The organism is Aeromonas sp. FDAARGOS 1405, assembly GCF_019048265.1.
Lineage (GTDB): Bacteria > Pseudomonadota > Gammaproteobacteria > Enterobacterales > Aeromonadaceae > Aeromonas > Aeromonas veronii_A.
On record NZ_CP077311.1, the window covers coordinates 1501098 to 1523107 of the forward strand.

Genomic DNA, 22010 nt, shown 5'->3' on the forward strand with positions numbered 1-22010 from the left:
ATGTTTTTATGATAAATCTTTTATCCATCTTGAATAAATGTTTATTTATATATCATATGCATATTTAGGTGCTATGCGGTATGAAATTTTTGATTTTAAGTCGCAAAAACTACCTGATTTTGTTGAAAGGGATATTGGCAACTGGCAAGCTTAGGTAATGTTTTCATAGGAAACTTACTGCCTAGTAGGTTGTCGACGGGAGTATTGATGCCGCTTACACTGAGATCAGTAACACATGAAAAACTTTGCCATGGTTCACGTTGGATCATCTCTAATGAAGATGACCTAGCATCTAAGGTTGCATATCTGGCATTGGGGCAGTCACGTCATGTAGCAAAAATACTATCTCACCTCGATCCAGCTGCTCCTCAGACCCGTGCTGATGCTGCTCGTGGGGCAATAAATCTTCTGACAGTCCCGCAAAATGTTGACCCTTATCATAGAGATGGATGGATCTTCCAAGCGATCTCTTGGATTGCAGCCTACAAGAATGAAGGCGGAGCAATTGTTCGAGCACCACACAGTATCCTTGCACACAAGGGATTTGATGGTATGCAGCTTAAATTGGATGTGAATAATGAGAAAGTTATTAGTGTTTTGATCTTTGAGGATAAGGCAACAGAGAACGATAGATCGACAATTAGAGAGGACGTATGGGCTGGTATCCGAGCATTGGAAAGTGGTGAGAGGATACCTGAACTTATTCAAGAAACTGGCGCTCTTTTGGCTGCAAATCAGTTACGGTTTCGCACGTTAGATATTGATGCGGCGATTGAGACCATTGCATGGGATGACGTTCGTAGTTATAGGGTTGCGATTACGGTTGATGCAAAACGTGAGAATGATAAAAAGCGAATGGCTCTTTTCAAGGGGTTTGATACGGTTGCACCAGGTGCACTATCTCGTCGGCAGGCTGAAACAATGTACATCCCTGAGTTGAGAAAGTGGATGGATCAATTTGCAAATAAAGCAATAAAGCAGATTGAGAATTGGAGGGATAATGTTTGATCCTGTAACGACAAAGCTGATAAGTGATGCACCGCCACTTAATTCGTTAGACCTAGAGACACTCCCACAAACATTTACTCATGCATTTGCCGAGATTGTTGCAACCCGTATTCGATTACGAGATTCTGCTTCTCTTGATATGGCAGAACGTTCCGCAGATTTGGTTAAAATTCTTAACCAGATGCGTCGCTTGGCTGCGGCACAGGAGCTGCTAGTTGCTACTTCACCTAATCGCAGCGATCGTGCGGCAGCTGCCTTTGTTGCTGGAACTGCACACCAGCTTTGTCTTATGGCAGAGACTATAGGAGAAGATAACAAACCTCGAATACCTTACATTAATGCGAATAGTGTAGCGCCAGAAATTTGTTGTACTTTACTTTTTTTGATCGCTGACTCTCAAAGTGATGCTGCTGAGATGGCTAAATATTTGGCTAAAAATATAGATGATCAATCGGCAGAAATGCATCTAATTAAAGCTATAGGCGATCTCGCAACCGGTAGGCTTTCACAAATAATAAATTCAAAAGGAAAAATAATCTATAGTGAACCAGTCGATCAAAGTGGACTTGGGTTAGCTGTCGATGCACTATTGAAACACTTGCACCACGGCATTTTTTTGCTAGCTTCGGAATTGCTGACAAATTCGAATAATAAAACGGAAGAGTCTTTATCTAAGAGAGTCTTTATCGAAGTAATTGATCTATGTATGGAGCCCATAGATGGGGTATTTGATGTAGATGGGGCAAATTCTTATAGTATTTTCCCAGGCCCTCTTCATATCGCTAAGTTGCTACTAGCAATCTCAGGCGATCTTGATAATGCAACAATATGTCGTGTGCAGGCTCCTGTTGGGGTAGATGAAGAACAATGGTGGAGTTTTATTCATCGAACTGCACTTAGACGTCCATATTTATGGCGTAATCATCGTGCGGCTATTGAGGAGGGATATCTTGAATGTGGGGTTTCAGCTGCTATCAGTTTTCCTACTGGAGGTGGAAAATCCACTCTTGCTGAGTTGAAGATTGCGGTGACTCTCTTTCGAGGCCATAAAGCAGTTGTACTTGCACCAACGTTAGCTCTGGTCGATCAAACTGCATCTGTACTTCAAAATACTTTCAGAGGCACCGACGTATTAGGTGACTTGGATGATGAAATTGTCTTTTCCTCGGCAGTTGAATTTCCTGAAGTTATCGTGACAACACCTGAGCGATGTTTAATGTTGCAATCATTACAGCCTGATGCATTTAAAGATGTTGGGCTAATAATGTTTGATGAGTGTCATCTTTTGCATCCACGAGATTCAGACAGAAGCCGACGAAGTATTGATTCGATGTTGTGCATCTTGAATTTAACTCAGTTGGCTCCAGAGGCAGACCTCTTACTTATTTCGGCAATGATGAAAAATGCCGAGGAGATTGCTGGATGGATTGCTGAGCTGACAGGAAGACGTTGTCTTGCTCTCGATTTGGCGTGGAAACCTACTCGTCAAGCACGAGGTTGTGTCGCCTACAGTTCAGAGCAAATCACGGAACTCGAAATGTTACTTCAGCAAGGGCTGAAAACGTGTAATACAAAAAATGTCCCAGCTAAGATTAAGTCGCAGTTGGTTGCATATCCGCAAGCATTTTTTTGCTTAAGGCAAACTTGGGCGACTAGAACACGTAGTGACTATGCGCTAATGGATTTACTTGATCAGCCTGTAGCTCTAGGCACAGGGGTTCGTGCTGAGCCTAAAAAGTGGTATCTAACACCAAATGCTAATCAGGTGGCAGGGGCTATTGCTGCCGCTGCGGCCAGTGTCGGTTTGAAGACACTTATTTTCGTGCAAAGTACAGTCATGGCAGAATCTTCTGTTAGTCATTTTCAGAAGCTGATACCTAATATTCGAGTTGTACTGACTAAAGAGGAACACGCATTTAGAAAAGTTGTAGAAGAAGAGTTAGGAGGTCCACAATATTGTTATTTACAACTAGATGATAGCGGTTGTGTTGTTGGTAGCGCATCAAGTCATCATGCTCAACTGCTGAAACCTGAACGACTTCTACATGAGTCTTTGTTTAAACGCCGTGATGGTATCAAAGTCCTTTTCGCTACATCCACGCTTGCTCAAGGTATGAACCTCCCAAGTGATATTGTATTAATTGCTGGTGATAGTCGATGGGATGTCGATGGTGATTCAATGAAGCAGCTTGATGCTCATGAATTGCTTAATGCCGCTGGGCGAGCTGGCCGTGCTGGTGAGGGTGGACAGGGATTCGTTTTGGTTATTCCTAGTAAGGTAATTAGCTTCGATGACAAGCAAAATAATATAACTAAGCACTGGATGACTTTGCAGGGTATCTTCGCACAATCAGACCAGTGTTTAGAGATAGATGACCCACTATCTTCAATACTTGATTATATTCATGATGGCCTTTATGAAGGCAATCAGGATTATTTTCTTGCTCGGTTACCAATCGGTGATAATGACACTACAGATGGCCCTGCAAAATTGATGATTAACAGGTCGTTTATTGCTTACCGCATGAGGAAAGAAAATAGATATGAATGGATAGATAGTCGTATAAATTCAGCTATTGGACGGCGAGCAGCTCTTGTACCAAAGCAGGAGATAACTTGGCTTGAGCGTATAGCATCATCAACGGGACTGCCCTACGAAATTATCGCAAGCCTAACGAGCTTCTTGGAAACTGAAAAGTTTGAAGGTGATTCTTATCAATGTATGGAGAAACTATTCAACTGGATTTACACTCGCCCAGAATGGCTACTCCAATTGATAAGGCCAAATGATATTGAAGGTTTGTTTGGTAAGAGTTACAGATCTCTTAATAGTGATATAGATAGGGCAAATATGGCCTTGCCAGTCATCAAGACATTACTTAAAACATGGATGGATGGTAAGCCATTGTGTGAACTTGAACGTGCTATTGGCACACCTGAAAATAAAATAAAAACTTGCGAAACAGCACGGCATTTTGCTGTTCGTCTGACAGCTGACCTTGCATTCTTAGCAGGCCTCCCAGCGAGAATTATTGCTGCAAAAGCAGCCATTCTTTGTGAAGAACCATTGGTCAAAACGACTTTGATAACATTAAGTGGTGCAGTCAGAAAAGGCTGCTCCAGTCCTGAAATTCTTGCTAATGCTGTTTTGCTTAAGTCATATTCTCGGCCAGCAGCACGAGCGAAGTTCGAACAGATTTTGCCTTATTTGGTGTCTGGTGGTCAGTTTGATAGCTTTGAGAGCATACAGGTCAGAGTTCGTCATGCACATGATATAGCATTATTTAGTAACCTATAGACTTTATATGGCATATACGGGGTTTTATAGAAATGTTTGATGAAATAATCTCTTCTTTAAAAGGAACGGCTACAACAAGGATTCGTGATCCGATTGTTGGATCATTCTTGATATCATGGTGTATATTTAACTGGAAGCCTCTTGCTCTTTTATTTTTTGGCAATGGGAAAGCATATGAAAGAATTGAGAGCTTTTATCAATACTACTCTGAGAGTGATTTCTTACAGGAGAAGTCTATTTTCATATGGCCATTATTATTCACTTCTTTCTATTTGTTCGTTTTCCCATGGCTATCCCTAATTGTTAAATCTATTCAATCCAAAGCGACTAAACTTCAACATAAGCAGGCTGTGGAGCTTGATATCGTAAAAGCTAACCAACAAGAATTATTAAATAAAGCGTTATTACGAGCAGATCCTGATAAGAGATTCTTAGAGGAAGCGGTTCAGCTAGAGTTTCAACGAGAAACTACTTTGATGGAAAAGGAAAAGGAGAGGGTTCTTTTGCTAGAGTCAATGGCCAAGAGGGCTGCTGAAATTGCTGCAAAGAGTAAATCAGATGCCAATATATCTCGAATTGAAGAAGAAAAGAAATTAAAGCAAATTGAGATTGAACGGCAACGTTTTGAAATAAGTAACATGCGTAATCAATCAACACTAGCATCACACAGGTTTCCATCTATTTATTTGTTCATGGATTTAATTGAAAAAAGCTTGAAAGATGATGAATATACTGTGTCGCTTTCATTTTTAGGTGATATTGTTGCTGCAATTTTTGGATATGATGACTTACATGAAATATTGAATGATAGTGATTTTTGTAATGAAAACTTCTCTAGTGTGAGCTACATTTATTATGATGAAGATATTCTGGTAAAGCGGCTTGAAGAAATCATAAGTAATATCTCTAGTGGGGAAGAGGCTATTACAACTGAAGTACTTTATGACCACATTCAGATGATCTTCGAAAAGTCACCGTATAAATTTATATCTGCGGAGAGTCTTGCTGAATTGGCTAGGGAATCCATTGAGTCTGATTCGTATAATTTGTTGGCAGATGATGGTGTGTCAGGGGCAATTGCAGAGTCTGATACAATATTTGAAGAAGTCTATGTTGAAGGGATTCTAAATTCAGATTTAGATGATGGATTTAATGTTGAATTAGATGCAAGTGCTAGTGGCTACCACCGTAAAGAAAATGACATTCCTGGGCGCAGTATGAGGATTCATATCAAGGTATCTTACCCTGCTATCATTGGTAAATATTGTTTAGGCCCAATGGAAGTTGATGAGGTGAATGGATCGCTTGTCGATCTATGGGATGATGAAAATGAACCTAATACTCGGCAACTTAGTTTTGAAGTATGATGGTCATTATATTGTATATAGTCACTCTGACTGAGTGAGCTAGTCAGATAGAATTTAAAGGATAATGCAGTATGTCAGAAGTTCTTGGTTATGCAGTATATAGCGAAATAGAAAATGGTTTTTTAGTTGAGGCTTCACCGAGTTTTTATCATTGGGACCCAGCCTCTGCGATTATGTATGCTAACCCTGATGACGCGTGGGCTTCAGCAAGCAGGAGAGGCAATGGTTTAGCGGAAGCAGTTGTTATTTATCGTAATGTGGATGGTTCACTTAGTTTCGATGCGATAGAGCGAGCTGGCAAAGCGCCTATTGGAAGTTGGATTGTTACTGTTAAATTGGATATATCTCCTAAAGTACCTCATTATGTGACTAGTGCTGGTAAAAAAATAAAGCTTTCTAGCAAGGAAGTGGATGCTAAAGGGTATCATACAAAAGCCAAAGCCGATCAGATTGCTATAACCTTAAATAAGGTGGAAGGTATAACGGCTAGCGTGTATGAAGTTATCACGACATAAAATTATAATGCATGGCATTTATATGTGGAGGGGGTGTTTTACATTAAACTTATTAAATATAAGTGCTTGGTTTTGGCATAAATGGTGTACTGTTGGCGAGTAATAAAGTGCCATACTAAGTATCAAAGTGTCATACCGAGAAATAAAGTTTCATCCTTAGTTAGGCCGTAGCCATACCCCATTGGTTGACCGTCTGATGCAGATGTCATAGTGACCCTTATCCCATAGTGGACAAATTAATCAATAAACACTTTCCCCTACATAACGTACAGTTTATTCTGGTTTTGCCCAACAGAAGAGGAGGGGAGAAATGCCAAAGTATTATGTAAACAGCAATGCCCAGTCTAATGGCGATCATGAGGTTCATGTTGAGACATGCTCTCATCTACCAAGTGTACTTAATCGAGTTGATCTAGGTTTCCATCAAAACTGCTCCACCGCAGTACAAGCAGCCAAGAAGTTCTATACAAAGTCGAACGGTTGCTATTACTGCTGCAATGCTTGCCACACTAGCTAATCCGTTATCTCTCATCATTATGCCGATAACCCCATTTATCGGCATATAACTACTTCACTGCCTGAAGGTACTAGATGGACAATCAAGCATTAATCATTCTTCTGGGAGTCGTCGGCTTACCGTTATGCTTTTATCTTCTTGCTATCATGCCAAACGCTACACATTGCTACTCATGTAAAGCACCCATTATCAATGCACCGGCAGAAGACATTTCATCGAACAATAGATGGGCAGGAGCGCGAGATATGCAAAAAATGTTATGGCGGTAAATCATCTTACAATCCGCGGATCAGATAGCAGTAGTTACTCAAAGCGTTCCAATCCAACATCTGAACCCCAATCAATCTCACTTGCTGCGGTGGCGCTGGGGTCACACTGAGCCAGCAGTTCTTCCAGCGTGTAGCGCGGTTGGCCACCCAGTTTGGCGCGAGCACGTTCCACATCGTCAAGCGCCGCAGTTAGCAGCGCCGGATCACCATCTTCAAGAGCTGCCTTCAGATAGGCAACCATGTCGGCCTCGGTGGCCAAGTCGTCAGCCGCATCAAAGCGGCTCCATTGTTCAGTTCTCTTCATTCCGTCCTCCTGCATTCGTCATTGCGCATCATGAAACGTTGGCCTACCGCCAGATCTGGTATGGAACTCTATTACTCGCCCACATGTACATATTGTTGATAGATTTAAATATTAATATGTACATAAATGTCCATACGATATTCTAAGTGGATTTATGTATGTTGTTGATATACATAGATAAAATTTGTCCATGTAATAGACAATATATACATACGGGCAATTCATCCAGAAACAGCACCCCGTTGTGGGCCAGCGAAATTTCGCCGGGCCGCGGGTGGCTGCCACCGCCCACCAGCGCCACCGCTGAGGCACTGTGGTGGGGCGTGCGATAGGGTCTGTGGTGCCAGTGACCAGCGCGCGGGGTGAGACCACCGATGGAGTGGATGGCGGCAGTCTGCTGCGCTTCCTGCTCGTTCAGCGGCGGCAGAATGCCGGGCAGACGGCTGGCCAACATGCTCTTGCCGGTGCCGGGCGGGCCGATGAACAGCAGGTTGTGGCTGCCGGCGGCGGCGATCTCCAGCGCCCGCTTGGCCTGTGACTGGCCGATCACATCCTGCAGATCCGGCACATCGGGCAGGCTCTCCGCGCTTTGTTGATCCGGCAGTGGCAGCTCGTACTGGCCGGCCAGCCAGGCGGTGACGGCCAGCAACTGGTGGGCGGTGCGCACCTCGGCATCCTGAATGAGGGAGGCTTCCGGGCCGTTCTCTCGCGGTACCAGCAGGGTGCGCCCCGCATCCCGGCAGGCGAGTACGGCAGGCAGCACCCCGAGCACGGGACGAATTTCGCCGGTCAGGGCCAACTCCCCCAAAAATTCATGATCTAGCAGGTATTTTGCCGGTATCTGCTTGGAAGCAGCGAGAATGCCGATGGCGATAGCCAGATCAAAACGGCCCCCCTCCTTGGGTAGATCGGCGGGGGCCAGATTGACCGTGATGTGTTTGCTCGGGAACTCGAAATTGCCGTTGAGCAGGGCGCTGCGCACCCGATCCCGCGACTCTTTCACCGAGGTTTCCGGCAGGCCGACCATGTTGAAGGCGGGCAGGCCGTTGGAGAGGTGAACTTCCACTGTAACTTGCGGGGCCGCGATCCCGAGGCTGGCACGGCTATAAACCACAGCTAATGACATAAATCCCGTCCTTGAGTTGATATATGTTCTGACTAACTGCTTGTTGTTGGTTTTTTATTCCAGAGTTCCGGCTGGGGAATAGCCAAAATCAGTGGGTTGTCACAGAAAAAAGGCTTGCCCAATAAAAATCACCGTGCTAGTTCTAATAGCCATTCGCGGTAGAAACCGCCCCAATTTCACAGGATTTCCGGTTGTAACTATGAACATGGCCTCCCGTTTCGTCAGCATTATTGTGGTCCTAGTGGTGATTATTATCTCACCGCTCGGGGCTCGTTTAGCTGCACGGAACAAGGGATAGACCCACCACCGGACAGAACGAAACAAGCGACCCCCGAGCCTCACAGCTCGGGGGTTTTTTTTCGACCAAAGGACAGGATTTTCCACATGAACGGCGCGCAGTTTTTGGTACAGGCTCTCAAGAAACAGGGTGTGACCCAGGTGTTTGGTTACCCGGGCGGGGCCATCATGCCGGTCTACGATGCCCTGTATGACGGTGGTCTGGCCCATCAGCTCTGCCGCCATGAGCAGGGCGCAGCCATGGCGGCGGTCGGTTATGCCCGCGCCTCCGGTCAGGTGGGGGTCTGCATTGCCACCTCCGGCCCCGGCGCTACCAATCTGGTGACCGGTCTGGCGGAGGCGCTGCTCGATTCGGTGCCGCTGGTGGCCATCAGCGGTCAGGTGCCCTGTTCAGCCATCGGTACCGATGCATTTCAGGAGGTCGACGTGCTCGGCATGTCCCTCTCCTGTACCAAGCACTCCTTCATGGTGACCGATGCCGCCGATCTGGGGCGCGTGCTGGCAGAAGCTTTCGCCATCGCCACCGAAGGTCGCCCCGGCCCTGTGCTGATCGATCTCCCCAAGGATGTGCAACTGGCCGCCGTGCCTGCCCAGAGCCCGCTGTTTGCAGTGGAAGAGCCGGAGGTGCTCAACCCCTCGGATCTGGCCGCGGCCCGCACCCTGCTGGCTGCCGCCGAGCGTCCGGTGCTTTACGTCGGTGGCGGAGTGGGCATGGCCAATGCCGAGCAGCAATTGCGCGACTTTGCTGCCGCAACCGGCATGCCAGCGGTCACCACCCTCAAGGGGATCGGCGCACTCGACCCCGATAGCCCTGTTTATCTGGGCATGCTCGGCATGCACGGCACCAAGGCGGCCAACTACGCGGTGCAGCAGTGCGATCTGCTGCTGGTGGTAGGGGCTCGTTTCGATGATCGGGTGACCGGCAAGCTGGAGGAGTTCGCCCCCGAGGCTAAGGTGATCCATCTCGATGTGGATGCCGCCGAGTTCGGCAAGCGCCGCACCGCCGAGGTGGGTATCACCACGGATCTCAAGCAGGTGCTGCCCCGCCTCGCCATGACTCTCGACATCGCCCCCTGGCGTGAACACTGCGCCGCCATGGCCCGCGAATATGCGTTTCGCTACGACCATCCGGGGCAGGCCATCTATGCGCCGGCCCTGCTCAAGCAGCTCTCCGCCCGGCTGCCGGAGAGCAGCGTGGTGGCCTGCGACGTGGGTCAGCACCAGATGTGGGTAGCCCAACACATGCGCTTCACCAGCCCGCGCAACCACCTCTCCAGCGCCGGCCTCGGCACCATGGGCTTTGGTCTGCCCGCCGCCATCGGCGCCAAGATGTCGCGCCCGGAGGATGAAGTGGTGCTGGTGAGCGGTGACGGCTCTTTCATGATGAATGTGCAGGAGCTTGGCACCATCCGCCGCGCCCAGCTCAAGGTGAAGATGGTGCTGCTGGATAATCAGCGCCTCGGTATGGTGCGCCAGTGGCAGGAGCTGTTCTTCGACGGCCGCTACAGCGAGACCATCCTCTCCGACAACCCCGATTTCGTCGCCCTGGCTGCCGCTTTCGACATTCCGGGCGAGACCATCACATGCAAGGAACAGATAGCCGGTGCCCTCGATCGCCTGCTGGCAAGCGAGAGTGCCTACCTGCTGCATGTGGCCATTTCAGAGGAAGAAAACGTCTGGCCCCTGGTTCCGCCGGGAGTCGCCAACCACCAGATGATGGAGCAACGCCCATGAACCCGCACACCCTTGCACAGCCCGCATTTGCACAGCACACCCTGCATATCCATGCCCAGCCCAGACCCGAAGTGATGGAGCGGGTGTTGCGGGTGGTGCGCCACCGCGGCTTCAATCTCTGCGCCCTCAACATGGAGCAGGATTGCCAACAGCTGCGGATCACGGTTACTGTCGAGTCGGTGCGTCCCATCCAGCAGTTGTGGAGCCAGCTGGTTAAGCTGGTGGACGTCTCCCGGGTCGATGCACTGGAACAGCAACCCCGGATCAGAGCTTAAGGAGCCAAGCCAATGTCACAGCCTTCCCAATCCGCCACTCACCCCCAATACATCTGGTTCAACGGCAAACTGGTGCCCTGGCAGGATGCCCAGGTGCACGTGATGAGCCACGCCCTGCACTACGGCTCCTCGGTGTTTGAGGGTGTGCGCGCCTACGATACCCCCAAAGGCACCTGCATCTTCCGTCTGCAGGAGCACACCCGCCGCCTGTTCGACTCCGCCAAGATCTACTGGATGGACGTCCCCTACAGCGAGTCCGAAGTGAATGAAGCTTGCCGCACCGTGGTGCGCGAGAACGGCCTGAAGAGCGGCTACCTGCGCCCGCTGGCCTTTGTCGGCAACGTGGGGCTGGGGCTTCATCCGCCGCTGGATGCCAAGGCTGACCTGATGGTGGCCGCCCTGCCGTGGGGAGCCTATCTGGGGGAAGAGGGACTGAAAAACGGGGTGGATGTCTGTGTCACCTCGTGGAACCGGCTCGCTCCCAACACCATTCCCACCGGTGCCAAGGCGGGCGGCAACTATTTGTCATCCCAGCTGATCAGCCGCGAAGCCAAGCGCAACGGCTTCGCCGAGGGACTGGCACTGGATGTGAACGGCTATCTGAGCGAAGGGGCGGGGGAGAACCTGTTCCTGGTGAAGAACGGCGTGCTGTTCACCCCGCCTGCTACCGCAGCCATCCTGCCCGGCATCACCCGCGACACCATCATGACGCTGGCCCGTGATCTGGGTTACGAGGTGCGCGAGCAGGCACTGCCCCGTGAGGCGCTCTATGTGGCGGACGAGATCTTCATGACCGGCACTGCCGCCGAAGTGACCCCGGTGCGCTCCGTCGATCGGATGAAGGTGGGTGCTGGCAGCCGTGGTCCGGTGACTGAGCAGCTGCAAAACGCCTTCTTTGGCCTGTTCAACGGCCAGACCGAGGACAAGTGGGGCTGGCTGACGCCCGTCAATGACTGATAAGAGAGGGGAGGCGTCATGCCTCCCCGAGTCGCTTCCGGTGAGGGCTGCCCAGAGGAGTCTTCACCAGGATCGATTCCGATCCACTCGTATCATCACCGCATAACGCATCGAGCCCGCTGGGCATTCAGGGAGTAGAGACATGCCGAAGTTGAGATCCGCCACCACCACCCACGGACGTAACATGGCCGGGGCCCGCGCCCTGTGGCGTGCCACCGGAATGACCGATCAGGATTTCGGCAAGCCCATCATCGCCGTGGTCAACTCCTTCACCCAGTTCGTGCCGGGCCACGTCCACCTCAAGGATCTGGGCCAGCTGGTGGCGCGCGAGATCGAGGCCGCAGGCGGCGTTGCCAAGGAGTTCAACACCATAGCAGTAGATGACGGTATCGCCATGGGCCACGGCGGCATGCTCTACTCCCTGCCCTCCCGCGAGCTGATTGCTGATTCGGTGGAGTATATGGTCAACGCCCACTGCGCCGACGCCATGGTCTGTATCTCCAACTGCGACAAGATCACCCCGGGGATGCTGATGGCCGCCCTGCGCATCAATATCCCGGTGATCTTCGTCTCCGGCGGCCCGATGGAAGCGGGCAAGACCAAGCTCTCCGACCAGATCATCAAACTGGATCTGGTGGACGCCATGATCCAGGGCGCCGATCCCAAGGTATCGGACGCCCAGAGCGAACAGGTGGAGCGCAGTGCCTGCCCCACCTGCGGCTCCTGCTCCGGCATGTTTACCGCCAACTCCATGAACTGTCTGACCGAGGCGCTCGGTCTCTCCCAGCCGGGTAATGGCTCCATGCTGGCGACCCATAGCGACCGCGAGCAGCTGTTCAAGCTGGCGGGTCAGCGCATCGTGACGCTGGCCAAGCGCTGGTATGAACAGGATGACGAGAGCGCCCTGCCGCGCAATATCGCCACCAAGGCGGCGTTCGAGAACGCCATGGCGCTCGATATCGCCATGGGCGGATCCACCAATACCGTGCTGCACCTGCTGGCAGCGGCGCAGGAGGCCGGGGTGGACTTCACCATGGCCGATATCGACCGCATGTCCCGCAAAGTGCCTCAGCTCTGCAAGGTGGCGCCCTCCACCCAGAAATATCATATGGAAGATGTGCACCGTGCCGGTGGCGTGGTCGCCATTCTGGGTCAGCTGGAAAAAGCGGGCCTGGTGCATGGGGATACCCGTACCGTGCTGGGTTGCTCCCTCGTCGAACAGCTCAATGAATATGACGTCAGCCGCCAGCCGAGTCAGGAGGTGGTGGACTTCTACCGTGCCGGGCCGGCCGGGATCCGCACCACCAAGGCGTTCAGTCAGGATTGCCGCTGGCCGGAGCTGGATCTGGACCGCGCCGAAGGCTGCATCCGCTCGCTGGACAACGCTTACAGCCAGGAGGGCGGCCTCGCCGTGCTTTCCGGCAACCTCGCGGTCAACGGCGCCATCGTCAAGACTGCCGGGGTGGATGAGGAGAACCTCACCTTCCGTGGCCCGGCCCGGGTATTCGAGAGTCAGGAGAGCGCGGTGAGCGGCATCCTCGATGGTACCGTGAAAGCAGGCGAGGTAGTGGTGATCCGCTACGAAGGGCCGAAAGGGGGTCCGGGCATGCAGGAGATGCTCTACCCCACCACTTATCTCAAGTCCATGGGGCTCGGCAAGGCGTGCGCCCTGATCACCGACGGCCGCTTCTCCGGCGGTACCTCGGGCCTCTCCATCGGCCACGTCTCGCCGGAAGCTGCCTCTGGCGGCACCATAGGTCTGGTGGAGGATGGCGACATCATCAGCATCAATATCCCGGCCCGCAGCATGGTGCTGGAGGTGGCCGACAGCGTGCTGGCCGCCCGCCGCGTCGCCGTGGAAGCCCGTGGCTGGAAGCCGCTCGATCGTCAGCGTCAGGTCTCCTTTGCCCTGCGCGCCTACGCCATGTTCGCCACCAGCGCCGACAAGGGCGCGGTGCGCGATCGCACTCTGCTGGGGGAATAAAGATGAATTCCAATATGAAATATGAGCGGTTGACCCGACAGGTCGGTCTTTGCGCCGATAAAGGGTTGGTGTGGCGCGATCGCTCGATGCTGGGGGAATAAATCATGGTCTCTGCGGCGGATTATCTACGCAAGGTGTTGCTCTCCCCCGTCTATGAGGCGGCGCGGGTGACCCCCCTGCAAACCCTGAAGAAACTTTCCGAGCGGCTCGGCAACCATGTCAGCCTGAAGCGGGAGGATCTGCAACCGGTCCACTCCTTCAAGCTGCGCGGCGCCTATCACAAGATCGCCACCCTGACCGAGGAGCAGAAGGCGCGCGGCGTTATCGCCGCCTCTGCTGGCAACCACGCACAGGGGGTCGCCCTGTCGGCCGCCAAGCTTGGCATCAAGGCGATCATCGTGATGCCCAAGACCACGCCGGATATCAAGATCGACGCGGTGCGCCGGCAGGGCGGCAACGTCATGCTGTTTGGCAACAGTTTCGACGAGGCCTACGGCGAGAGCCGCCGCCTCTCCGAGCTGGAGGGTTACACCCTGATCCCGCCGTTTGACGACGTCGAGGTGATCGCCGGGCAGGGCACCATCGGCAAGGAGTTGCTGGAGCAGGATACCCACCTCACTCACGTCTTTGTGCCGGTGGGCGGCGGTGGGTTGGCCGCCGGGGTGGCGGTCTATATCAAGCAACTGCTGCCGGATGTGAAGGTGATCGGGGTGGAGGCTGAAGGGTCTGCCTGTCTCAAGGCCGCGCTGGCGGCCGGCGAGCCGGTCAATCTGGAGCGGGTCTCGCTGTTTGCGGACGGGGTGGCGGTCAAGCGCATCGGCGAGGAGACCTTCCGCCTCTGCAACCAGTATCTGGACGAGGTGGTGACCGTCTCCAACGACCAGATCTGCGCCGCACTGAAAGACATCTTCGACGACTGCCGCGCCATCGCCGAGCCGTCGGGCGCCCTCTCGCTGGCGGGCCTCAAGGCCTACAGCGAGCGGGAGCAGGTCAAAGGGGGGCGGATGGCGGCCATTCTCTCCGGCGCCAACGTTAACTTCCACAGCCTGCGCTACGTGTCGGAGCGCTGCGAGATCGGCGAGAAGCGCGAGGGCATGCTGGCGGTGACCATCCCCGAGCGCAAGGGGGCCTTCCTCGACTTCTGTCGTCAGCTTGGCCCCCGCATGGTGACCGAGTTCAACTATCGCTACGCCGATGCCGAACAGGCGTCGCTGTTCGTTTCGGTGCGCCTCACCGGCGGTGACGAAGAGCTCGGCCAGATCATCGATCAGCTCGGTGGCAACGGCTATCCAGTGGTCAACATGACCGAGAGCGAGCTGGCCAAGAATCATGTGCGCTACATGATTGGCGGCCGCCCGGCCCGGCCCCTTGGTGAGCGTCTCTACAGCTTCAAGTTTCCGGAGCAGCCTGGCGCCCTGATGCGCTTCCTCGAGACACTGGGTTGTCGCTGGAACATCAGCCTGTTCCACTACCGTAACCACGGTGCCGACTACGGCCGCGTGCTCTGCGCCTTCGAGCTGCCGGATGAAGACGTGGCAGCCTTCCACGACTACCTGCGCGAGATTGGCTACGGCTGGAAAGAGGTGAGCGACGACCCCGCCTACCGGCTGTTCCTGGCCAGTTGAGCAAGAGGGTTGCTACGACCAGTCCAGAGGGAGGTGCCATGCCTCCCTTTTTTATATGTCGGGCGTAGAGAAGTTATTGCAGGGTAACCCCTGCCCATGGTTTTACTGACAAAACAATGTGAACCGCTGTGCTGGCGATTTTTACGCCGGATATTGCAGGCAAGCTCACACTCCTGATGGGCTGGTCATTTGAGGCTGCCTTCGGATGGGATACCCTGATCGGCGGAGAGGCCGCCTGACGGCTTCACACAGGGAGAGTGCGCACTCAGGCGCCCATAACGACTTATTGCAGAGGCAAAAATATGAATAAATCCATGCTTGCCGTGTTGGTCAGCGGTTTGCTGGCGGCCGGCGCCGTTCACGCCGCCGCTCAGGACAATACCTGGTATGTCGGTGGCAAGGCCGGTTGGTCCAACTATTACGGTGTTGATCATAACCAGTATGCCGAGTCGATAGCCCAGACGCTGGGCAATACCAGCGAGAACACGGACGATCTGGGACTGGGTCTGTTTGCCGGTTATCAGCTCAACCCCAATCTGGGTTTCGAGTTGGGTTATGACTGGCTTGGCAAATACGATACGACCTCGGGTACCGGCGCCAATACCCTCAACACCGAAGCCAAGAGCCAGATGATTCAGGCCACCATGAAGATCAGCTTCCCGGCAACGAATGTGCTCGATCTTTATGGCCGACTGGGCGGTGCTTATGCCTGGACTGAAAGTGAACTCAGCTTCGCCAATGTCAGCGAGACCGGTAAAAAGCATGGTGCCGCCTTTGTCGGGGCGCTGGGTGCCGAATACGCCATCGATCGTGACTGGGCCGCCCGTCTGGAGTACCAGTACACCACGCCGCTGGGGGATGCCTCTCTCGATCGCTCCGGCATCGAGCTGGATAACGGCCTGATCTCGTTCGGCATGCTCTATCGTTTCGGTCAGCAAGGGGGTGAGGTTGCTGTGCCGGCGCCCGCTCCGGCTGCTGAACCGGCTCCGGCTGTGGTGGTGGAACCCAAGACCTTCAGCCTGAGTTCCGATGTGCTGTTCGAGTTCAACAAAGCGACCCTGAAACCGGCTGCCAATCAGGCGCTCGATACCCTGTTCGGCCAGATTGTGGCGGCCAATCCGAAAGATGGTGTCGCAACTGTCATCGGTTATACCGACCGTATCGGCTCCGACAACTACAACCTGGCTCTTTCCGAGAAGCGGGCCCAGAGCGTGGCCAGCTATCTGGTATCCAAAGGTTTGTATGCCGACAAGGTGCGGGTCGAGGGGCGTGGCAAGGCCAATCCGGTCACTGGCAGCAGCTGTGCCAGCAGCTCCAAGCAGGAGCTGATCGCCTGTCTGGCTCCGGATCGTCGGGTTGAAATCCATCTGGAAGGGGTTTCCCAGCCGGCGCAGTGATGCTGTGGCAGAGATGGGATTCGAGAAGAACGGGAGGCCAGGCCTCCCGTTTTCTATGGTCAGCGTGATCGGATGGTGGTGGCGCAGACCTGGGTTGCCAACATCATGAGCTATCGAATCTTTTCCTAATAGGAATAGTTATTATATTTCCAAGAAATTACAGGATAAAAAAATAGAATTAAACTTTGCGCCTGAAGATTCTTTTGGTTAGAATCTCTGCGTGTTATCAATAGACAGGTAAATATTATGGACTGCGACAGTTGTAGCCGATTGCAAATCGCGATGCGGGTTTACCAGAGCTGAGGCCGAATATTTTATCTTCTCTCTCACTCTGATTGCTCGAATCACAAGCATAGAGTGCAGCATCTATATGAGTCAGCATCGACTCTCACAACCTCTTTATCCCGCCTTCATCAGGGATTACGGTTGTAAATCTGGATCGTTCCGCTCATCTGCGAGCCATGCGCGCCTCGCGACCTCTGCAATTGAACGCTTCATCATGCATCCCGGTACTGCCCGTCAGGGCCGTCACAGCGTCGGAACCATGCATCCGTGCCGTGGTCGGGAAGGGATCAAGCGTAAAATAACAAGATGGATAATCTCATATTGAAAACTATTTCGTTTTCGATATGGCAGGTTGCACATTAAAATAAATGATGTGATTGATTAATATATTTCGGCGGTGGCAAGGGTCGCGCTGTAATATTTCTATAGGCGTGGTTTTCTCCGATGTTCTTACCCGCCAGATATCACTGATACTATTTCCTGCCCGCATCCAGTTATTTCAAACTGTCGTAATCCTGATTTTCTTTATGGGTGATGCCGCTCTAGTTGCGGGATCACCGGATTGGTCCGCTGATAATGCAGACTCGCGGCCATGCCTGCCAACGACAGTGTGTATCGCTGTCCATGGTTCGTCCGGCCCTCTCTCCACCCCACTCGGAGGATATCGTATGACCGAAGAGCCCAAACCTCGACCCTCGGGGTTCACGTCTCCCCACTCCTGATCCCCCCTGCGGGGACGGGATGCGGTGTTCTGACCCCTGATCTGACCCAACCATGCAGGTTAGCTCGACGGCAGACATTTGTCTGACGAGCCGCCCCGTGCGCGCCAGTTGAGCGTGCCGGCAACGAGTCGGGTTCACAGCTTTCGATATCAGTACTGACGCCTGGCCTGGCCCGCGACAGGGCCCTTCTGCAAGCGAAAATCAGGATTTAAAGTTATGAAGCAACAACATACTGCCAGCCGGCACAAGCAACAGGGGTTCGTCGCCCCGGGCCGTGCCAATGAGAAGCTCTCCTCCCGGGTGCTCGACGAGGCCGACAAGTCCCTCGAATACACCCTCACTGCCGTGCGCGGCAATATCGACGGCCTGACCGCGACCGAGGCGGCCAACCGTCTGGTCCAGTTTGGCCCCAACGAGGTGACCCACGACAAGCCGCCCCATCCATTGATCCAGCTGCTGCAGGCGTTCAAAAACCCGTTTGTGATGGTCTTGATGGTGCTTGGGCTGGTCAGTTACGTGATGGACGTGCTGATGGCCGAGCCGGGTGATGAGGACTGGGTCAAGGTGATTATCCTCGGTGTCATGGTGGGCCTGAGCGGTCTGCTGCGCTTCTGGCAGGAGTACCGTTCGGCCAAGGCGGCCGAGGCGCTCAAGTCACTGGTGCGCAACACTGCCACTGTACAGCGTCGTCCCTCGCCGGGCGCTACCCCCCAGCGCAAGGAAGTGGCAATGACCGAGCTGGTGGCCGGAGACATAGTGCACTTGCAGGCGGGAGACATGATCCCCGCCGACATCAAGCTGATTGAATCCCGCGATCTCTTCATCAGCCAGGCGGTGCTGACCGGTGAAGCACTGCCGGTGGAGAAGTATGACACTCTGGGAGCTGTGGCCGAGAAGTCGGCAGACGGCAACAGCACAGGGGACGTGGGGTTGCTCGATCAGCCCAACATCTGCTTCATGGGCACCAACGTGGTGAGCGGTACAGCCAAGGCTGTGGTCGTGGCCACCGGCAGCGACACCTACTTCGGTTCGCTGGCCCGCAACGTGGTGAGCCACAAGCGCATCGAGACCAGTTTCGATCGCGGCGTCAACAGCGTCACCAGGCTGCTTATTCGTTTCATGCTGGTGATGGTACCCATCGTCTTTATGCTGAGTGGTATCAGCAGTGGTGACTGGATGTCTGCACTCACCTTCGCGCTGGCGGTGGCGGTGGGGCTCACCCCCGAGATGCTGCCGATGATCGTTTCTGCCAACCTGGCGCGGGGGGCGGTGGCCATGGCCAAGCGCAAGGTAGTGGTCAAGCGTCTCAACTCGGTGCAAAACTTCGGTGCCATGGACGTGCTCTGCACCGACAAGACCGGTACCCTGACCCAGGACAAGATCATCCTCGAGCACCACTACGACGTGCGTGGCAACCGGGACGACCGGATCCTGCAGTTGGCCTGGCTCAACAGTTATCATCAGAGCGGCATGAAGAATCTGATGGACATCGCCGTGATCGAGCACGCCGATGCACTGGGGGCTGGCTGCAAGCCGGCGGGTTACAGCAAGGTGGATGAGTTGCCGTTCGACTTCGTGCGCCGGCGCCTGTCGGTGATCGTACAGGATGAGCGTGGCCAGCAGCTGATGGTTTCCAAGGGGGCGGTCGAGGAGATGCTCTCCGTCTCCAGCCACATTGATGATGGCAAGCAGATCCGAGAGCTGGATGAGATTGAGCGCCGTACCTTGCTGCGTCGCAGTGAAGAGTACAACGCCGACGGTTATCGGGTGTTGATCGTGGCTACCCGAGAGATCCCGGCTGCCGAGTGCAAGCAGAGCTATCGCACCAGTGACGAGGTCAATCTGGTGGTGCGCGGTTTCCTCACCTTCTTCGATCCGCCCAAGGATTCAGCCCCACCGGCCATTCGTGCGCTGAACGACTATGGCGTAGCGGTAAAGGTACTGACCGGCGATAACCCTATCATTACCAGCAAGGTGTGTCGTGATGTTGGGCTGGAGCCCGGTGTACCGCTGCTCGGCAAGGATATCGAAGGAATGGATGACGTAGCGCTGTGCGAGGTGGTCAAGCAGACCACCATCTTCGCCAAGCTCACCCCGCTGCAGAAGTCGCGGGTGGTGAAGGCGCTGCAGGTCAACGGCAACACCGTCGGTTTCCTCGGTGACGGCATCAACGATGCACCGGCGCTGCGGGATGCGGACGTGGGGATCTCGGTGGACAGCGGTGCCGATATCGCCAAGGAGACCGCCGACATCATCCTGCTGGAGAAGAGTCTGATGGTGCTGGAGGAGGGGGTGATCAAGGGGCGCGAGACTTTTGGCAATATCCTCAAGTACCTCAACATGACCGCCAGCTCCAACTTCGGCAACGTCTTCTCGGTGCTGGTGGCCTCCGCCTGGCTGCCATGGGCACCCATGCTGGCGATGCAGATGTTGATCCAGAACCTGGTGTATGACGTCTCCCAGATGCTGCTGCCCTGGGACAAGATGGATCCCGAGTTCCTCAAGCGGCCGCGCAAGTGGGAGGCGAGCAACATAAAGCGCTTCATGCTGTGGCTCGGCCCGACCTCGTCGGTGTTCGATATCAGCACCTACTGCCTGATGTGGTTCGTGTTCGGCGCCGGCGCTCTCTATGCCACTGCCAACGGCAGCATGGATCCGCTGGTCAACGGTCAGGCCATCATGAACTCCGGCTGGTTCATCGAGGGACTGGTGTCGCAGACCCTGGTGGTGCACATGTTACGTACCCGCAAGATCCCGTTCCTGCAGAGTACCGCTACCCTGCCGGTGCTGCTCTCCACCTCCATCGCTATCGCCATCGGCTGCTACCTGCCGTTCTCGCCGGTGGCGGAGCACTTCGGCTTCATCACCCTGGATGGGCCCAAGTACTTCATGTGGCTGGTGATTACCATGCTGGCCTACATGGGGCTGACCCAGACCATCAAGAGCATCTACATCAAGCGCCACGGCCAGTGGTTCTGATGCGGATCTAGTGGAAGCGCCGGTATGATAGCGGCGCGACAGAAAAAAGAGAGCCAGCCCGCACAAGCGGACTGGCTCTCTCTATTTGGTGTGACCTGACTCCCTTGTTGGAGAGTACCGGTCTGTGGCTTATAGCTTGAACAGCGGGCGCAGGCGGATGCCGATCAGGCTGCCGGCGAGGGCCATCAGCATCCAGACCCAGCCGTGCAGGCTGCCTGAGGCGGTACCGTCGAAGAAGCCGCCGAGGTTGCAGGCGCTGTACATGGCGCCCATCCCCATCAGCAGGCCGCCGATGATGGAGGCCAGGCTGTTGCCGAGCCGCATCGGGGCGAAGGTGCCGCCACCGCTGATGCAGCGCGCCAGCATGGCCCCCAGAATGCCGAGCCAGAACATGCCAACCATGGGGTTGATGAAGAGCGGTTGGGCCAGCTTGGGGTGGCCCTCGAACAGGCCGAACAGGGAGGCACCGCGCAGCGCCATGTCATAGACGGCGCCGGTGATGGTCCAGGCCGAGCCGTGCAGGGCGACGACAGTGGAGTTGAGTATGGCGATGATGATGCCGCCGGTCAGCACGGTGAAGCGGCCATCGCGCCAGAACAGGTTGCCGCCGCTGAAGAGGGGCTTGAGCTCGCCGGTACGTTTGAGCTCGCTCTTGCGAAACAGCAGGAACAGCGCGGCGACCAGCGCCAGGTTGAGCAGCATGCCGCTCCAGATATTGCCGGTCAAATCCTTGGCCAGCACCACATGGCTGGAGAAGGTGGCCTCCAGTTCGGGGCGGAACTGGTTGCTGATCAGGGTGCCGATGCCGTAGCAGAGCAGCACCAGCCAGAAGCGGGGTTGCCCCTCGCCGCAGCAGTAGAGGGTGCCGGTGGCGCAGACGCCTGCCAGCTGCATGCCGATGCCGAACAGGAAGGCGCCGACGATGAAGGGAATGCCGATGGCCATCACGTTGCCCACCATGGCATCGCCAAACAGGGCGTGGCTAAAGGAGAGGAAGCAGGTGAACAGCAGAATTTCGATGGCGATGGTAAGCAGGTGAACCCGCACATAGTAGCTGTTGCGCTTGGTCAGCATCTCGCGCCAACCGAACACGATACCGAAGCGGCTGAAGGAGAGGGTGAAGCCGAAGCCGAATCCGATCAGGGCCATCAAAGCCCATTTCATACCAAAGGTGTTGCCGAGCCAGAGTAACGCTCCCCCCGCGATTGCCACGATGGGGAGCGACCATTTTCGATTCATGCCTGTTGATCCTTATAGCTGGATGAAGAATTGGGAGTGCGGATCCTATTCCCACATTGAGTCCAAGGCTACCGGTTTAACAGGCCAGGAGGCGAGAAAATGGCATATCGCT

General features: G+C 54.2%; 13 protein-coding genes and 1 pseudogene. 11 read left to right on the plus strand and 3 right to left on the minus strand.

The features are described 5' to 3' along the window. The first annotated feature begins 207 nt into the window (after positions 1-207). From I6L35_RS07085 to I6L35_RS07100, 4 genes are all read left to right on the plus strand, one after another. Positions 208-1008 (plus strand): hypothetical protein, encoded by an 801-nt coding sequence (locus I6L35_RS07085; protein ID WP_216979877.1) that lies wholly within the window; start codon positions 208-210, stop codon positions 1006-1008. Then, positions 1001-4306, plus strand: coding sequence for a DEAD/DEAH box helicase (locus tag I6L35_RS07090; RefSeq protein WP_216979878.1), 3306 nt, complete (start codon positions 1001-1003; stop codon positions 4304-4306). Before I6L35_RS07085 ends, I6L35_RS07090 begins: the two co-directional genes overlap by 8 nt. Before the next feature lie 32 nt (positions 4307-4338). Beyond that, positions 4339-5673, plus strand: coding sequence for a hypothetical protein (locus I6L35_RS07095; RefSeq protein WP_216979879.1), 1335 nt, complete (start codon positions 4339-4341; stop codon positions 5671-5673). Positions 5674-5744: 71 nt separating this feature from the next. Continuing rightward, complete coding sequence (locus I6L35_RS07100) at positions 5745-6188, plus strand: hypothetical protein (protein WP_216979880.1); 444 nt, start codon at positions 5745-5747, stop codon at positions 6186-6188. Positions 6189-7008: 820 nt separating this feature from the next. On the opposite strand, the gene I6L35_RS07105 is transcribed toward I6L35_RS07100, so the two are convergent. Beyond that, positions 7009-7278, minus strand: coding sequence for a hypothetical protein (locus I6L35_RS07105; protein WP_216979881.1), 270 nt, complete (start codon positions 7276-7278; stop codon positions 7009-7011). Between the two features lie 214 nt (positions 7279-7492). Next, positions 7493-8404 (minus strand): annotated as a pseudogene (locus I6L35_RS07110) (YifB family Mg chelatase-like AAA ATPase); the annotation flags it as partial. Between the two features lie 384 nt (positions 8405-8788). Between I6L35_RS07110 and ilvG the strand changes: the two are divergent. The 7 genes from ilvG (at position 8789) to mgtA (ending at position 20659) form a co-directional block, all read left to right on the plus strand. Then, positions 8789-10435 (plus strand): acetolactate synthase 2 catalytic subunit, encoded by a 1647-nt coding sequence (ilvG, locus tag I6L35_RS07115; RefSeq protein ID WP_216979882.1) that lies wholly within the window; start codon positions 8789-8791, stop codon positions 10433-10435. After that, positions 10432-10710, plus strand: a complete 279-nt coding sequence (gene ilvM, locus I6L35_RS07120) for an acetolactate synthase 2 small subunit (RefSeq protein WP_005342011.1) — start codon at positions 10432-10434, stop codon at positions 10708-10710. The genes ilvG and ilvM overlap by 4 nt, the downstream gene beginning before the upstream one ends. Before the next feature lie 12 nt (positions 10711-10722). Then, a complete protein-coding gene (locus I6L35_RS07125) occupies positions 10723-11667 on the plus strand; it encodes a branched-chain amino acid transaminase (protein WP_005342010.1) in 945 nt (314 codons plus the stop codon). A gap of 142 nt (positions 11668-11809) precedes the next feature. Then, complete coding sequence (gene ilvD, locus I6L35_RS07130; RefSeq protein ID WP_216979883.1) at positions 11810-13651, plus strand: dihydroxy-acid dehydratase; 1842 nt, start codon at positions 11810-11812, stop codon at positions 13649-13651. Positions 13652-13755: 104 nt separating this feature from the next. After that, positions 13756-15276, plus strand: coding sequence for a threonine ammonia-lyase, biosynthetic (gene ilvA, locus I6L35_RS07135; RefSeq protein ID WP_167570662.1), 1521 nt, complete (start codon positions 13756-13758; stop codon positions 15274-15276). A gap of 302 nt (positions 15277-15578) precedes the next feature. Further along, on the plus strand, positions 15579-16673 hold the full coding sequence (ompA, locus tag I6L35_RS07140; RefSeq protein WP_216979884.1) for a porin OmpA: 1095 nt from the start codon (positions 15579-15581) through the stop codon (positions 16671-16673). A 1223-nt stretch (positions 16674-17896) separates the two neighbouring features. Further along, positions 17897-20659 carry a magnesium-translocating P-type ATPase gene (mgtA, locus tag I6L35_RS07145; RefSeq protein ID WP_216979885.1) on the plus strand — a complete coding sequence of 921 codons (2763 nt, stop codon included), beginning with the start codon at positions 17897-17899 and terminating at the stop codon, positions 20657-20659. Positions 20660-20788: 129 nt separating this feature from the next. Here mgtA and I6L35_RS07150 read toward each other — a convergent pair whose 3' ends face one another. Continuing rightward, positions 20789-21898, minus strand: coding sequence for a YeeE/YedE thiosulfate transporter family protein (locus I6L35_RS07150; RefSeq protein WP_216979886.1), 1110 nt, complete (start codon positions 21896-21898; stop codon positions 20789-20791). Positions 21899-22010 lie beyond the last annotated feature (112 nt).

Coding starts and splice junctions, on each gene's coding strand:
- I6L35_RS07085 (WP_216979877.1), top strand. CDS start 208: ATGCCGCTTACACTGAGATCAGTAACACATGAAAAACTTTGCCATGGT.
- I6L35_RS07090 (WP_216979878.1), top strand. CDS start 1,001: ATGTTTGATCCTGTAACGACAAAGCTGATAAGTGATGCACCGCCACTT.
- I6L35_RS07095 (WP_216979879.1), top strand. CDS start 4,339: ATGTTTGATGAAATAATCTCTTCTTTAAAAGGAACGGCTACAACAAGG.
- I6L35_RS07100 (WP_216979880.1), top strand. CDS start 5,745: ATGTCAGAAGTTCTTGGTTATGCAGTATATAGCGAAATAGAAAATGGT.
- I6L35_RS07105 (WP_216979881.1), bottom strand. CDS start 7,278: ATGAAGAGAACTGAACAATGGAGCCGCTTTGATGCGGCTGACGACTTG.
- ilvG (WP_216979882.1), top strand. CDS start 8,789: ATGAACGGCGCGCAGTTTTTGGTACAGGCTCTCAAGAAACAGGGTGTG.
- ilvM (WP_005342011.1), top strand. CDS start 10,432: ATGAACCCGCACACCCTTGCACAGCCCGCATTTGCACAGCACACCCTG.
- I6L35_RS07125 (WP_005342010.1), top strand. CDS start 10,723: ATGTCACAGCCTTCCCAATCCGCCACTCACCCCCAATACATCTGGTTC.
- ilvD (WP_216979883.1), top strand. CDS start 11,810: ATGCCGAAGTTGAGATCCGCCACCACCACCCACGGACGTAACATGGCC.
- ilvA (WP_167570662.1), top strand. CDS start 13,756: ATGGTCTCTGCGGCGGATTATCTACGCAAGGTGTTGCTCTCCCCCGTC.
- ompA (WP_216979884.1), top strand. CDS start 15,579: ATGAATAAATCCATGCTTGCCGTGTTGGTCAGCGGTTTGCTGGCGGCC.
- mgtA (WP_216979885.1), top strand. CDS start 17,897: ATGAAGCAACAACATACTGCCAGCCGGCACAAGCAACAGGGGTTCGTC.
- I6L35_RS07150 (WP_216979886.1), bottom strand. CDS start 21,898: ATGAATCGAAAATGGTCGCTCCCCATCGTGGCAATCGCGGGGGGAGCG.